This window comes from Sporomusa rhizae (assembly GCF_041428845.1).
In the GTDB taxonomy this organism is placed as follows: Bacteria; Bacillota; Negativicutes; order Sporomusales; family Sporomusaceae; genus Sporomusa; species Sporomusa rhizae.
Window position 1 is genome coordinate 4904188 of record NZ_CP156925.1, and the last position, 13726, is coordinate 4917913.

A 13726-nucleotide genomic window follows, 5' to 3' on the forward strand; every position below is an offset into this window, starting at 1 on the left:
GAAAGAGAAGTTCATGGTAAAATAACCTCATGCAATAGCAATGACATAAAAACAGACCGAACTGTCACGGAACAAAGAAGAGTGGAGGGGAAAAATCATAAAAAAGAAGCATTTAATTGCTGGTATAGTTATTTTTGCGGCGACTTTTTTTATGTGGTCAGGAATAATTTTTGCAAATCCCGCAGCCCTTTCTATACCTGGCGCAGATAAAATACCGGAAGTGATAAGACTAAACGGTGAACGTAAGTCCGAAGGCTATTATTTGAGTGAAGTGGAGTTCAAGCTTTTGGGGATTGCTTATTATCTCGACAGGGAGGATTTTGCTACAGCATCTACTAAATTGGATCAGTTGTATCATCAGTTAAATTCAAAGGAAGGGTTAATCAAAGTACCGAGGTTTGCTAATAAAAATAAAGAACTAGAATATTATCTAAACCTGCAAAATCCTAAAACGGGTGCATTTATGGATGATTCTTATCCGCTGTTTACTTACGTTGCACCTACATTAAATATGTTAGAACATCTTGAGTTTTTGGCAAAGGAAACAGGCCAACCCTTGCGGCTTAAATATCCGCTAAGCTTCTTAGATAAAATCAATACTGGTGAAAAATTAAAAGCCTATTTAGATGATTTTGCTTTAGTGGGGCCAATTGGTTCCCGATTACCAAAAACTCCATACATAGCAGTAACTGAAATAATTGATTACCGTGAAATAGAGCGCAATAAATTATATACTTTTTCTCCGGAGTGGAAACGGGCGCTGATGCAATGGTATTACGACAATCAGGACATTAAAACCGGTTTCTGGGGTCCTAGATTAAGAGACAGCGGAGAGTTTGCTAATTCAGGCGAACTGGGTACTACATATCATGTTGCTAAATTGTTTGTAGATGAGGAAGGCAAGGAATACTCCCCTGAATTTCCCTTGCGGTATAAAGACAAAATGTTTGCAACAACGCTTCAGAAGCTTTCTGAACCTATGCCGGTTGATGTAGCTGAAGTACACGACTGGTCGTTTACAAGATACCAGGGAATAAGACTGTTAACTGATTTTTTGTGGAGCGACGCTTCGACGGAAGAGAAAGCCCGTGCCAGAAGACTTATGGAGAGCACTGTCAGGAATAGATTTGAAAAATTTTACATTGAGCAGGAAGGTGCTTTTAGTCTCTACCCCGGAGCGCAAAAGGCTGATTTGGATGGCACAGGAACTGCGCTAAGTTTGCTAAGAGTAGTCGGAGCATTATCGCAGAAGCAAAAAGAACGGCTGTATGGTTTTTCTGACGAGACCATTAGAGATTTAGGGGTCTACAAAGTTTCAAATTTGAAAGAAAATGACTTTACTATGATTAAAAATACTGAAGGCATTACCTCTATACGTTTATATCGTGCCGATCCTGCTTTGGGCAGCTATACTGCTAATGTTGTTAGTGTTATCTACCCCAACAAAACACCGGTCCTGGATATCGTAGACTTAGTGCCACGCATGAACCGGTGGGTCAATACTACACCGCAAACTATAGGCAATTGGGTGTCGAAAGAGTCAGTTATACAGGATTTATCAGCTTTTAAAATTGAAGCTGTTCCCGTAGCACAGGGGAATATTCCTCTAAAACTAGCAAATGAGGTGCTACAGACCAATCGGGAACTGATTGTCATTGGCTTTGATATTATGCAAGTTCCTCGGGTTAAAATAATATATAAATCGAATGAGTCAGGTGACGGTTCTTTGACTCATCACTACTAAGCCTAGTTACGGTAATCCTGGCTTCAATTCGAACTAAATTCACACCTTCTTAGTAATATTACATATCTATACGCGGTTTACCATTATAATAGAAAATCCTGCAAGGTTTGCTTTCCTTGCAGGATTTCTACGTTACCGGGGACTCAAGGGATCGTTTTTTCGCCATCAGGTTTAACGGTAAAAACCTGTTCCTTTTGCCATACAATGCGAGTTCTAGAATCCACGGGTCACTACTCACAGCGCATCGTCCACTTCTTTTTGAAACGGGGTTTCCCATTTCTGGTAACTCGGCCAAATAGGCAGCTTTAATTCGTCCCCCTCATTTAGATACTGTAGTACTAATTATCTTTTTTATGAGGAACTGCAGTAATATATACACCTTTAACTACCTTATCCGAATATAGAGCATCATACCACATATAATAGAAGCGATCAGCATTAAATGATACTATACCCTCAGGGTTATTTACACTAGTCCAATGGGCACCTGAATCAGCAAAAAATATTGTATCACGACCTTTTTCCGGTGCTTGGCTTCCAGCATAGTAGCCAGTCGCAACTACCCAATGCCCTCCCCAATCTGACCATTCAACTATTGTTGGTATCCCTTTTTTAAGATTATCTCTTATCATTTCTAAACTTCCGTTGGTTCCCCAGGTAGCATCAAATCCATTTTTCTCAAGCCACGCTACTATCGCGGGAGCCATGGTTCCAGGATGAGAAGAGGTATGGCTTCCTGTATTCATTTCCTGGGCTATTCGCATTTCTGTAGCACTATTTAAGTCGCCATCACTAAACACATTATACCACCGTACCAGAGACATAGCGGCGGCTGGCCCGCAGGTATAATCAGTTGTTTGCTGGTACCCCTTAACACCTAATGAAACAAAATATTTGCTTGGCTTTAACTCATAATAATTGGCTGCACATAAAGAACTTGACGGTGATGTTACCTTGTTTTCCGTTGCATGTGTTGTTGAAAATAAAACACCCACGAGGAATAATGTTATAAAAAATATCTTAACATTTTTAAACATATAAAAATCTCCCCTTCTTAATAGGTATATAATCAACCTCTCAGCATTTAGCCATCTTTTATTTCAAATCACGCCCATACAGCTCTTTCTTCATTACAGTTCAAAGAACATGCCCCCCCTCTAGTCCCGCTTTCAGCTTTCAAGTGTTTTTCTTTACAGCCTAATAATTGTGCTATTCGATCTTAAATTTCCAATTCCTTCTAATTTTGGCGCTTTTTTGTCATAATAAAGAGAGAGACACCAATGATATCTTTCTTTAGAAAAATATAGTGGCTTCAGCCTTAAATCACAAGGGCTGAAGCCACTTCTTACAGTGTAACGTCCTAACATATTTTCCCTATTGTCATTTTCGGTCAAGTTACTTAACCAAAAATGACCCGAAGTTTAACTCCGGGTCATTTTTCACTATTTAAAAATTTTCCTAAATTTTTCGATATACATTTCCGTTTCATTGAATTCTTGAATCATTTGAAAATCAGTCACTGTTTCGCCTGGCTTTAATTGATTTAATATTGCAATGTAATATGTAAGCAGCTTATCTATTTCATTTCCAAGCTCTTTCCAGTCGCTTGAAACAGAAGGATTATTATTAATCTTATCTACTTGCCAAGATAGCTCTACCGTCAAGTTTTTAATCTCTTCATAACCATAATACAGCCGCATACACCGAATCCCCCAAAGTCTTAGTTTTCCCTGCACCCAGCCCCGGCATCTTCAATTACAGCGACTGTAAATACTCAGATAATCCGCCGCTAATATTTGCGTGCTCCGCAACAAGGTTTAGTAACGTACGTAAAGCCGGAGTAAATGTTTTGTCTCTGTGAAATACCACAGAAAAAATAATTTCCAACTCTGGTGTATTACTAAGCTCCAGCAGTGTTCCATCTGCCAAATTAGGATTAACTAATACTTCCGGCAGCACTCCTACTCCTAATCCATTTATGACCGCCTGCTTAATTGCCTCGGAATCACTGTATATCAAAGCAGGGGTTATTGATTTTTCCTGTATATACTGGTCATACTTGGGACGATAGACGTTATCTTGTTTTAGTGCGATAAAAGGAAGGTTCCAAATATTATTGCCATACCGTTTAATTAAATCCGGACGCGCAACCCAGACGAGTTTTTGGACGATTACTTCGAATTGTACAATTCGGCTATTGGAAATATTATCATGAACAAATGCAAAATCAAAGCTATTATCTAAAATTCCTTTAATCGTAGCCGGAATATTGAAACAATGTTCAATATTCACTGTCACATTTTTAACTAAGTCTTGATATTCAAGCAGAATAGGCGAAAGCGTATGCGCCGCAACAGCCGTACCAAGACCTATTTTAATCGTCCGGTCCTGTGCGAACTCTTGTAAGACGGCCTGTGCTTCTCCGTGTATTAACAGTAATTTTTCCGCGTAACTGATTAACCGGCGACCCGCTTCTGTTATATATAGCTTTTTACCTACCCGCTCGAACAATAAGACGCCAAAATGATCTTCCAGTGTTCTGATTTGCGCTGTTACCGTAGGCTGACTAAAATCCAATTGCTCCGCAGCTTGGGTTACATTACCGGTTTTTGTGACCATAAGAAACGTTTGTAGTAGTCTTAAATCCATATAGTTTAACCCATCCAACAATTTTACATATTATTGACCAATATACTTTTAGGGAAGTTATATTGCCGGACATCATTTTATAACTGACAAACAATATAATGTGTCCGCAATCTCTATAATACCGTTTTTTCTGCCAAAAGAGAAATTAAATATGACTATTGAGTCAATAACTTCTTTTAATTTAAGAAGGAAGCATCGTCGATTAGAAACTAAATCCCAAAGATGATCTGCCAGAAGCCAGTCTAATTGCCAAAATAATTCAAAGGCCTAGACTGCCGATAATATTGTCGGCAGTCTTTTTTTGTTTAAGATCATTCAAAATACGTCGGTTTATCCGATCGTCTTCTTTTTATCTTTATCAAAACGATCCTTATCCTGCAGCTACTTTAGTATAAAAAAAGAGCCCAAAGGGCTCACTTGTGATGATACTTTCTGCGGGTATTAGAACGTTTTTTGTTTTGCGACTTCAAGCAAAACTCGAGGATTATTTTTAATATTGCTAAAGTAGATGCAATTATTGGTAAAATAGATGCAATTGCTGCTAGTATGTCTTTATTCGTGATAAACCCCACAATACCCACCCCCTTATTAAATAAGTCCAATGGATGAATACGAAGGAATAATCACTCTGTAATTACAGTTTACCACTTTTCCATTAAATGTAAATGTATTCATTCTATCTTATTCTTACATTAACCGACAAACAGAAACTTAAATTTCCGCTAGCTAAAGTCAAGAAAAAGTATTAAAAGTAATCTAAGCTATTGCCACCCGCATAGTTACTAGAGTTAATCCTAGTTCGGCAAAAGTAATACCATATTTTCTCATCGGAGTGCCGTTGCCAGACGCTCTACTCCCTTGGAAATAAGGGCTGAGTCAAGATGACCATAGCCAAGAATTATATGGTCGGAATAGTTGCCTTTTAGTAAAGCACGTTCCTCAACCGGATAAACAATCACACCCTCTTTCCTGCAAACATTTAACAACGCCTGATCAAAGACTCTATCAGAAAACCTGGCAACTACGTGCATTCCTGTCGAAGCTCCGAAAATTTCAATTTGATTAAATCGTGACTGCAATTCTCTCAGCAGATGATCTCGTTTTGCTTTATACATTTTCCTCATCCGGGCAATGTGCCGGACAAAATGCCCTTCCAAGATAAAACGAGCTGTAGCCAACTGCTCCAAAGCGGGGCATTGCCTATCTGACAGGTGCTTTATTTCACGGCACTTACAAACGAGCGAAGCGGGAACGATAAGATAACCAAGCCGCTGAGAGGGAAACAAGCTTTTGCTGAATGAGCCGATATATATGACATTATCTGGTGCCAAACCTTGCAGAGAACTGATGGGATATCCTTCGTAGCGGAACTCGCTATCATAATCATCTTCGATGATAAAGCTTCCAGTGTGACGGCTGTATTGAACCAATTCTACTCTGCGCTGTACCGGTAGATGACCGCCGATAGGGAATTGGTGCGAGGGTGTGACAAAGATGAGAGCCGGATTCGTATTCCGTGGCAAACGATCTGTCAATAAACCGTACCGGTCGACTGCACAGGGAATGACAGTTCCTCCAGCAAGAGAAAAAATTCTGGTAACAACTTTATTGCCAGGGTCCTCCATTAGTACAGAGGCGGAAGAAGTTAGCAGGGCACGCGCGGCAATGGAAAGAGCTTGAACCGCACCAGCAGTGATTATCACTTGTTCTGGCTCACAGACTACGTTTCTGTATTGGCGCAAATATTCAACAAGAGCGCGGCGTAATTCAGGAATACCTTCACTAGGACCGAGCCGCCAATAGTTTTCATGGGCAGTAGTACATACTTCTTTGAGGATCGTACCCCATTTTCGCTTGGGAAAGGCCTCCAGACAAGGTACCCCTACGCCAAAATCGACACATGACAAATTTTTCTCTTCCTCAATAGCCGAAGATTGAAATAGTTGAGGTGACAAAATTTTCTGTCCGGAGAGATAGAGACGTTCTTCTACATAAGTGCCCGAACCATGTTTGCCAACGATGTAGCCTTCCGCCTGGAGTTGGTCAAAAGCATCCGCAACAACGTTTCTTGAAATATTGAGACGACCGGACAGTTCACGGGTAGAAGGAATTCGTTCACCTGCTTGTAAGTGACCTGCCAGAATGGCTTTCCGCAGCTGAAGATAAATCTGACGGGATAGAGAACTCGGTGAAGAACGATCTAAAGGCAGCCAGTTCATAATAAATATCCTCCCCTCCGAAACAAAGTGGCCCTGTTAATATTATATAGTAGTGGCTCTGCACAGAGCCACTACTTCTTGCTAATATGAAACAAGAAGGGGGATTTATTTGACTTAGGCTTATATTTTAATAGTGAAGGGGGAAGCCTGTGAATCTTGCGTATATTCAGCTAGCTTTATCGATGTGTTTGGTAGGTATCAATATCGCTGTCGGTAAAATAATTATCCAGTCAGTTCCCATCTTTTTATTTTCTGATATCCGGTTTATTATAGCATCGCTGGTTTTAGTACCGATGCTGTTCATCCAACGAGATGTAAGATTCAATTTAACTAAAAAAGAGTGGTTAATGCTGTTCTTGCAGGCTTTTTTTGGAGTATTCCTGTTCAGTATTTTTATGTTATACGGTGTCAGTTATACTTCCGCTATTTCTGCCGGCATAATTACAAGCACAACTCCTGCCTGTATAGCTTTAATAGCCCTGCTTTTTCTCAAGGAGAAACTGAGCCGAAACAATTTTATCGCGATATGTTTGGCTGTTATAGGTATTATCTTGATATCGGTTAAGTGGGGAAATAATGCCGTTACTAGTACCGATACCCTGCAGGGAAATGTGCTTGTTATCTGCGCCGTTGTTTCAGAGGCATTATTTACCATCCTTGCCAAACCATTATCCATTAAACTTAAACCTTTACAAATGGCGGCTATGGTGAATCTTTTTGGTTTTATTCTCTTTACTCCCTTCTCAGTCCACCAGTTGCTAATGGTAGATCTAAAAATTAACCCAGTTATCTGGTTGTTAATTATTTATTATTCTTTGACAGCAAGTGTGCTATCCTTTATTCTCTGGTATAGGGGAATAACTAAAGTCCCTGCCAACCTAGCGGGTTTGTTTACGGTTTTTATGCCGGTCAGTTCGGCCTTCAGCGGAGTATTGTTTCTGCACGAAAGCCTTACAATCAGGCATGTTATAGGTATAATAATGGCAATGACTGCAATTCTTATCGCCATCAAAAAGACAGTTCCTAAGAAAATACCTATCGCTAGTTCGGAATAACAGAAGCATCCCCGACGATGCAGATGATACAAGAAGCATTGAGTCCAACTAACTGCCAAAGCACTACGGTACACCGTCTACCTGAGCACGGTAGATGCTTTAACCCTGCCACACTCGCCGGATTGAGCGGCCACAAAAAGCATCTGGCGGCCACCCCCATATAGCAAACCGGGTTACAACCAACGCGATTGTTGGCTGTAACCCGGTTATTGCTTATCTTGAGGGACAATTATAGATAGGTTCCTCGTTCCATTCAAACTATCTTTAATACACTTTTAGATCCCTGTCACTTTACTATACATAAAGGCACGGGTAGAAACTAGTATCCTAAAACAGGTGACGCTTCTCCCTTGGGATTCGGACCATATTGGTTCTCACCCGGCTTGCTGTCCTGCAATGTAAATACGAGCAACGCAAGACCACCAATGATTGGAACAAGTACTATAAGAAGCCACCATCCACTACGGCCGGTATCATGAAGACGCCTAACAGATACAGCTAAGTAGGGAATGGCAACAGCTAAACTATAAATAGCTACTAGTAGGCTGGTACCAGTCTTTAAGTCGGAAGTACCGATAGAATAGTCAATCACCATAAGCAAAAGCTGGACAAGGGTGCTGAACAGAGCAAAATACCAATATTCTTTACGTCTGGCTCTGCCGCTAAATACTGCATATTTTTTTAAAACACCTAAATACCATTTCATATTTTATCCTCCTTTCTAACAGGTTCATTAGAATGGCTGCTCCGAATAAATGTCGTACAACCCGGAATTCTACCGGAAAAGCGTAAATATAACGAATAACCATCCCATTATATATTCCCTTTTTATCCATAATTCCCTTTAAAAGGATATAAAAAGACAGTTTTCTCGACACATTTCGTCTCTTCCTACCGCCACCAACATTTGCCACAACCAACAAAAAAACCACGATATTCGCGGGTTTTCAGATAATCTAAATTAGAATGGCAGCATTTCGCATGGCTTCATATTCCTGTCTGGTTATCCCCTACCTCCTTTTACCCATACTTCATCCTCCAAAAATAAACAGTCAAGAACGGCGCCGAAGAAAGTCACCCAATCGAAACAAGAAAGCAGCGAACCTCCCAAATTAATTTGAACATTTGCGGCTAATCGACATAAGATACAACATAAAAATTTGTTCGGAGGGCTACTATGTTAATCTTGTTGTTTCTTGTGGCCGCAATTCTAATTCTATGCCTGGCATTAAAGTTATTGCCGTTTATTATTGCTGCAGCCGTGGTTTGGTTTTTAATTTTATAGTCGACATTTCAGCACCTTCGTAAGATAGCTACTTTTCGGGAAGCATCGAGTCAGCTGGCTAAAGTCAAGAAAAAATATTAAAATAATCGTATTTCTAAAAATGCGCATACGAATAGTCCTTTCAGAAAGCAAAAGTTTCTGAAAGGACTATTTTTATAGTTCATCTCTAAGAAATAAATTTATTAAAAAATCATTTCCGCTTCGCCATGATGATTCGATAAAATACTGACTAAAACGTCCAGTCCTCGGTTCAAATCAGCCTGTGTTTCCGGTCCGGTCAACGATACGCGCACTGCAGGAAAGGGTCGCTTGTTGCCGACCATAAATTTTTCCGCACAAAATATTTTTACCCCTTTTGCCTGAGCGGCAAGTTCAAATTCCCGACCAGTCCAGCCGTTAGGAAGAAGCATCCAGAAAAAAAAGCCCTCGGGGCGACTGTACGTTGTGTACGAAGAAAGTTTCGCAACCGCTAATTCCATACGCGCTCTCGCTTCCTGGCGTTTGGCCTGGATAATCGTATTCGCCTTGTCACTTATCAATAACCGGCTTACAATCTCCGCATTGATAGGGGACGCCATCCAGACGGTATTAAGGATGGCCTTTTCCAAATGATTGCGAAAGCGCTCTGGTACCGCGATAAAAGAAATGCGTAATCCTGCCCCCAACAGTTTGGATATGCCTGCTATATAGATCCCGTGCTCCGGTACTAATGAGCTCAAGGCAGTTTGCGCAAGGCGCCCGATAAAGCCATATGATTCGTCCTCGATCAACACCAAATCATGCTTTTTAATCAGTGCTGCCAACTCTTCCCGCCGCAGATCAGACAGAGCCACTGTGGTTGGATTTTGTACTTCCGGCATCAAGAAAACTCCCCGGATGTTATCCCTCCGGCAAGCAACCGCAAGGGCAGCCGGATTCATGCCAGACTCGTCCATCTCTATAGGAACTAGTCGAATTCCAAGCATAGACGCAAGAGTTTTAATTCCCGGATAGGTAAATGCATCCACGGCAATCCGGTCTCCGGAATTAAATAACGCCATCAGGCAACAAGCAAGAGCGTTTTGTGATCCGGAAGTAACCAAAATATCATGTGGCGTCGTAGACAAACCATACCGGTTGATCCATTCTGATCCAGCCGCCCGATGATGCAACAGGCCGCTAGGTTCCGAATATCTTAACAGCGGAGCCAAATCTGTCGTCTGTAGGATCGAACCAATCTCGGACGCATTTTTTTCATCTATATTATAGAGAGGCAGAATAAGTCCCATCTCCACCAGTTCCTGCTCCGTATTTCTCGCTGAATTCATCGCAACTGGAACATGAACATCGGGAGCGATATAAGTTCCTCGTCCAACAGTTCCAAAGATTAGCCCCCGTATTTCGCATTCCCGGAAAGCCCGGGTAATGGTACTTAGGTTGACCCCGATCGAATCTGCCAGTTCGCGTTGCGGCGGCAATTTTTGGCCAGGCTTTAGGACCCCGGAACGAATATCTTTTTCGACAGCGTCAGCAATGGCAATATAGAGGGGCTTGTCCAGATTCAATGTTTGAGGGCGCCAAAACTTGTCATTCATCTTGCTTCTCCTTAAAATCATTGTCTTGCATACAATTATATAATTGACTGCATACAATTTCAAGGGTTATACTGGATAAAAAGATAGTCGGGCAACCGACTCAAAGGAGGTAAAAAATGGCCTTGAAAACTGTTTCTGATCATTTTAGGCAACATGCGGAAGATTGGACACTTTTTGAACAAGCAAAGGACTATGCTTTAGATTATATGCGTACGGTTTTGGACCGGCCTGTTTTTCCTGAAAAGAATGCTATTGAAGGTTTGGAAGCTTTTCGCAGCAAACTTCCTGAGGACCCGGTCGATCCTCACGAAATCCTCACCAAATTGAACCGCTTCGGTTCGCCGGCAACAGTAGCCCAGACTGGCGGCCGCTATTTTGGTTTTGTCAACGGCGGTGTTATCCCCGCAGCGCTGGCAGCAAAATGGCTTGGTGACGCCTGGGATCAAAATGCCGCACTTTATGTGATTTCTCCAGTAATGTCTGTACTCGAGGAAATCTGCGAAGAATGGCTGGTCGACTTATTAGGACTGCCGGAAAACACGGCGGCGGGCTTTGTCGGCGGTTCATCTACTGCGACATTATGTGGCTTAGCAGCTGGCCGTGATTATTTACTCCGCCGCCAAGGCTGGGATGTAAATGGCCAAGGGTTGTTCGGTGCCCCCCCAATCCGGGTAGTACTGGGCGAAGGAGCGCATTCTACAGTCTATAAGGCTTTGTCGATACTAGGGTTGGGCAAAGACCGGCTTATCAAAGTCCCGGAAGACGATCAGGGGCGAATCAGAGCTGATAGCCTTCCTGAATTGGATGATAAAACCCTGTTGATACTTCAAGCTGGAAATGTCAATTCGGGAGCCTTTGATCCATTCGCTGAAATTTGCGGCAATGCCCGAGCCGCGGGGGCATGGACTCATATAGACGGAGCTTTCGGCCTATGGGCAGCGGCTTCTCCCAAGTTACAATCCCTGACAGACGGTTATTCTCAGGCGGACTCGTGGTCAGTTGATGCGCATAAAACTCTAAACGCACCTTATGACAACGGAATCATTCTTTGCCGCCACCGCGAAGCCCTGGCGCAGGCGTTACATATGACTGGCTCATACATTGTGTACAGCCAAAACAGGGATGGTATGCTCTACACGCCGGACATGTCCAGAAGAGGCCGAGCTGTAGAGTTGTGGGCATCGTTGATGGCGCTAGGCCGCTCCGGAACGGCTGAACTGGTTGAAGACCTACACCAGAAGGCACAGTATCTTGCAATGAGTCTGGAAAAGGAAGGATTCCAAATTCGCAATGAAGTCTGCTTTAATCAGGTTCTTGTCTCGTGTGACAACTCAGATATAACGAATAAAGTTCTTGATAATATTCAGCAATCCGGAGAATGCTGGTGCGGTCCGGCCCAATGGAAAGGGGAAAAAATAATCAGAATCAGCGTCTGCTCCTATCGGACAACTAAGACCGATCTTGATCGCACAGTAACAGCGTTTGTCAAAGCCCGACAAGAGTCATAACCTTGGCGAACTGTTCTGATGGCGGCACCATATCCTTCAAAAACCCAATAATACAAAGTACCCGCGGAATTCGCGGGTACTTTGTATTATTGGTGGAGGCGATAGAAAGATTATAGGCAATAACGATACAATTGTGCAACACCCCGTTCAATATCCGCAGGCTGCATACCGCCAAACCCCATCATGAATTGGGGATAGCCTGCCCGGTGCTGCAGGTAGGCGTCTGCGAGAGAAAGTAACCGGATTCCCTTTTCCTGAGCACGCCGGACAATTTCGTTTTCCGTAAAACGGGTGTCCCTTAGCGTCAAAACGATGTGCAGGCCTGCCCCTTGCCCCACAATCTGAGCGCTCGAACCAAAATGCCGATCAACGGCTTGTATGATTGCCTCATATCGCTTTTTGTAAATGTTCCTCATCTTACGCAAATGCCGTTCCCAATACCCTTGTTCCATAAATCGGGCTAATGTTCGCTGGTCCAACAAAGGAACAGTACAGGCGTAATCACTAAAAAGCTGATTATACTTCCGGAGTAATCGGTGTGGTAAAACCATATAGTTTATACGCAATGTCGGAGAAAGGACTTTGGAAAAAGTGCCTATGTATATGATATTGCCCCCTGGATGTAAGCCTTGCAGGGCGGGAATGGGCTTACCGTGATAACGCAATTCACTGTCATAGTCGTCTTCAATAATGACGCCCCCCACCATTTTTGACCAATTAATTAGATTCATTCTGTTTTCTGCCGGCATCACATACCCTAAAGGGAATTGATGTGAGGGAGTAACATATACGACAGTACTACCGGTATGTTTTAACGCCTCCACCGCAAGACCATTTTCATGCACCGAAACGGTACGGAGCTCAAACCCGTTATTGCTAAAAACAGATCGGGGAATCCAATAGCCCGGCTCTTCGACTGCCAACATTGTATGTTCATCCCGTAATAGTTGGGCGATAAGTGTTAGACTGTCTTGTAACCCGCTACCGATGACAATTTGGGCCGGATCACAAAAAACACCGCGGGACCGTTCCAAATACAGCTGAATTTCTCGACGCAAGGAATGCTCACCCTGCCGATTACTGTATACATTAAATTGTATAGATTGTTCCTTTAGACAATCAATATAGAGGCTCCGCCATATTTTTGACGGAAAACTATCCGGTGCAAGACTAGCAGGATGAAAATCATATTGATATGTTACTCCCCCTTCAGCGACTTGTTCTATAGCAAGTGATGTAACGTTGGCGGGGTGAGCAACAAAATCGGAATCTAGTACAGCGACAAAATAGCCGCTTTTTGGTTTACTATAGATATAACCCTCTGTATATAGCTGTTGGTACGCATACTCTACCGTGTTACGGCTTACAGATAACTCTATGGAGAGTTCACGTATTGAGGGAAGTTTAGTCTGGGGCAGCAGTTTGCCAGACAGTATTTGTTTTTTTAACTGCTCATAGATTTGGACGTGTAATGGCTTACGCTCTACCTTGTCTACTATCAACACATTCTCACCTGCATTCTTCATCGACGATTCTCTATGATTTACCGCCATTATATATAGAATGCGTATCAACGTCAATGTTATGAAAACAAACTGTCCCTGTATTATTTTTACAAACTAACCCTTTCGCTGGGGTTAGTTTCATTTTATAATGTGGACATACTAACGATACCTAACAAACCACTGCGCA

Annotated in this window: 10 protein-coding genes; 3 read left to right on the top strand and 7 right to left on the bottom strand. The window is 42.4% G+C overall.

Going from position 1 to position 13726, the window contains the following annotated elements; all coding sequences use genetic code 11:
- The first annotated feature begins 151 nt into the window (after positions 1 to 151).
- Positions 152 to 1744: a hypothetical protein gene (locus SRRS_RS22940; protein WP_371363731.1), complete on the top strand. Its 1593-nt coding sequence runs from the start codon at positions 152 to 154 to the stop codon at positions 1742 to 1744.
- 338 nt (positions 1745 to 2082) lie between these two features.
- On the opposite strand, the gene SRRS_RS22945 is transcribed toward SRRS_RS22940, so the two are convergent.
- The 4 genes from SRRS_RS22945 to SRRS_RS22960 all read right to left on the bottom strand — a co-directional run bounded on the left by SRRS_RS22945 (position 2083) and on the right by SRRS_RS22960 (position 6612).
- On the bottom strand, positions 2083 to 2781 hold the full coding sequence (locus SRRS_RS22945; RefSeq protein ID WP_371363732.1) for a C39 family peptidase: 699 nt from the start codon (positions 2779 to 2781) through the stop codon (positions 2083 to 2085).
- Between the two features lie 405 nt (positions 2782 to 3186).
- Positions 3187 to 3444 (bottom strand): hypothetical protein, encoded by a 258-nt coding sequence (locus tag SRRS_RS22950; protein WP_371363733.1) that lies wholly within the window; start codon positions 3442 to 3444, stop codon positions 3187 to 3189.
- A gap of 55 nt (positions 3445 to 3499) precedes the next feature.
- Positions 3500 to 4393: a LysR family transcriptional regulator gene (locus SRRS_RS22955; protein WP_371363734.1), complete on the bottom strand. Its 894-nt coding sequence runs from the start codon at positions 4391 to 4393 to the stop codon at positions 3500 to 3502.
- Positions 4394 to 5217: 824 nt separating this feature from the next.
- Positions 5218 to 6612: a PLP-dependent aminotransferase family protein gene (locus tag SRRS_RS22960; RefSeq protein ID WP_371363735.1), complete on the bottom strand. Its 1395-nt coding sequence runs from the start codon at positions 6610 to 6612 to the stop codon at positions 5218 to 5220.
- Positions 6613 to 6761: 149 nt separating this feature from the next.
- Between SRRS_RS22960 and SRRS_RS22965 the strand changes: the two genes are divergently transcribed.
- Positions 6762 to 7667, top strand: a complete 906-nt coding sequence (locus tag SRRS_RS22965; protein ID WP_371363736.1) for a DMT family transporter — start codon at positions 6762 to 6764, stop codon at positions 7665 to 7667.
- A gap of 319 nt (positions 7668 to 7986) precedes the next feature.
- On the opposite strand, the gene SRRS_RS22970 is transcribed toward SRRS_RS22965, so the two are convergent.
- Both SRRS_RS22970 and SRRS_RS22975 read right to left on the bottom strand, forming a co-directional pair.
- Positions 7987 to 8373, bottom strand: coding sequence for a DUF805 domain-containing protein (locus tag SRRS_RS22970; protein WP_371363737.1), 387 nt, complete (start codon positions 8371 to 8373; stop codon positions 7987 to 7989).
- Between the two features lie 761 nt (positions 8374 to 9134).
- The gene (locus SRRS_RS22975; protein ID WP_371363738.1) at positions 9135 to 10526 is read right to left on the bottom strand and encodes a PLP-dependent aminotransferase family protein; all 1392 of its coding nucleotides are present in this window, start codon (positions 10524 to 10526) and stop codon (positions 9135 to 9137) included.
- 116 nt (positions 10527 to 10642) lie between these two features.
- Between SRRS_RS22975 and SRRS_RS22980 the strand changes: the two genes are divergently transcribed.
- Positions 10643 to 12034 (top strand): aspartate aminotransferase family protein, encoded by a 1392-nt coding sequence (locus SRRS_RS22980; protein ID WP_371363739.1) that lies wholly within the window; start codon positions 10643 to 10645, stop codon positions 12032 to 12034.
- Between the two features lie 110 nt (positions 12035 to 12144).
- Here SRRS_RS22980 and SRRS_RS22985 read toward each other — a convergent pair whose 3' ends face one another.
- Entirely contained in the window at positions 12145 to 13560 is a 1416-nt protein-coding gene (locus SRRS_RS22985; protein ID WP_371363740.1) for a PLP-dependent aminotransferase family protein, read from the bottom strand.
- Between the last annotated feature and the right edge of the window lie 166 nt (positions 13561 to 13726).

What these genes read in the sequence shown, in the direction of transcription:
- SRRS_RS22975 (WP_371363738.1), bottom strand. Translation starts at nt 10,526, where the DNA reads ATGAATGACAAGTTTTGGCGCCCTCAAACATTGAATCTGGACAAGCCC.
- SRRS_RS22970 (WP_371363737.1), bottom strand. Translation starts at nt 8,373, where the DNA reads ATGAAATGGTATTTAGGTGTTTTAAAAAAATATGCAGTATTTAGCGGC.
- SRRS_RS22945 (WP_371363732.1), bottom strand. Translation starts at nt 2,781, where the DNA reads ATGTTTAAAAATGTTAAGATATTTTTTATAACATTATTCCTCGTGGGT.
- SRRS_RS22960 (WP_371363735.1), bottom strand. Translation starts at nt 6,612, where the DNA reads ATGAACTGGCTGCCTTTAGATCGTTCTTCACCGAGTTCTCTATCCCGT.
- SRRS_RS22980 (WP_371363739.1), top strand. Translation starts at nt 10,643, where the DNA reads ATGGCCTTGAAAACTGTTTCTGATCATTTTAGGCAACATGCGGAAGAT.
- SRRS_RS22985 (WP_371363740.1), bottom strand. Translation starts at nt 13,560, where the DNA reads ATGAAGAATGCAGGTGAGAATGTGTTGATAGTAGACAAGGTAGAGCGT.
- SRRS_RS22940 (WP_371363731.1), top strand. Translation starts at nt 152, where the DNA reads ATGTGGTCAGGAATAATTTTTGCAAATCCCGCAGCCCTTTCTATACCT.
- SRRS_RS22950 (WP_371363733.1), bottom strand. Translation starts at nt 3,444, where the DNA reads ATGCGGCTGTATTATGGTTATGAAGAGATTAAAAACTTGACGGTAGAG.
- SRRS_RS22955 (WP_371363734.1), bottom strand. Translation starts at nt 4,393, where the DNA reads ATGGATTTAAGACTACTACAAACGTTTCTTATGGTCACAAAAACCGGT.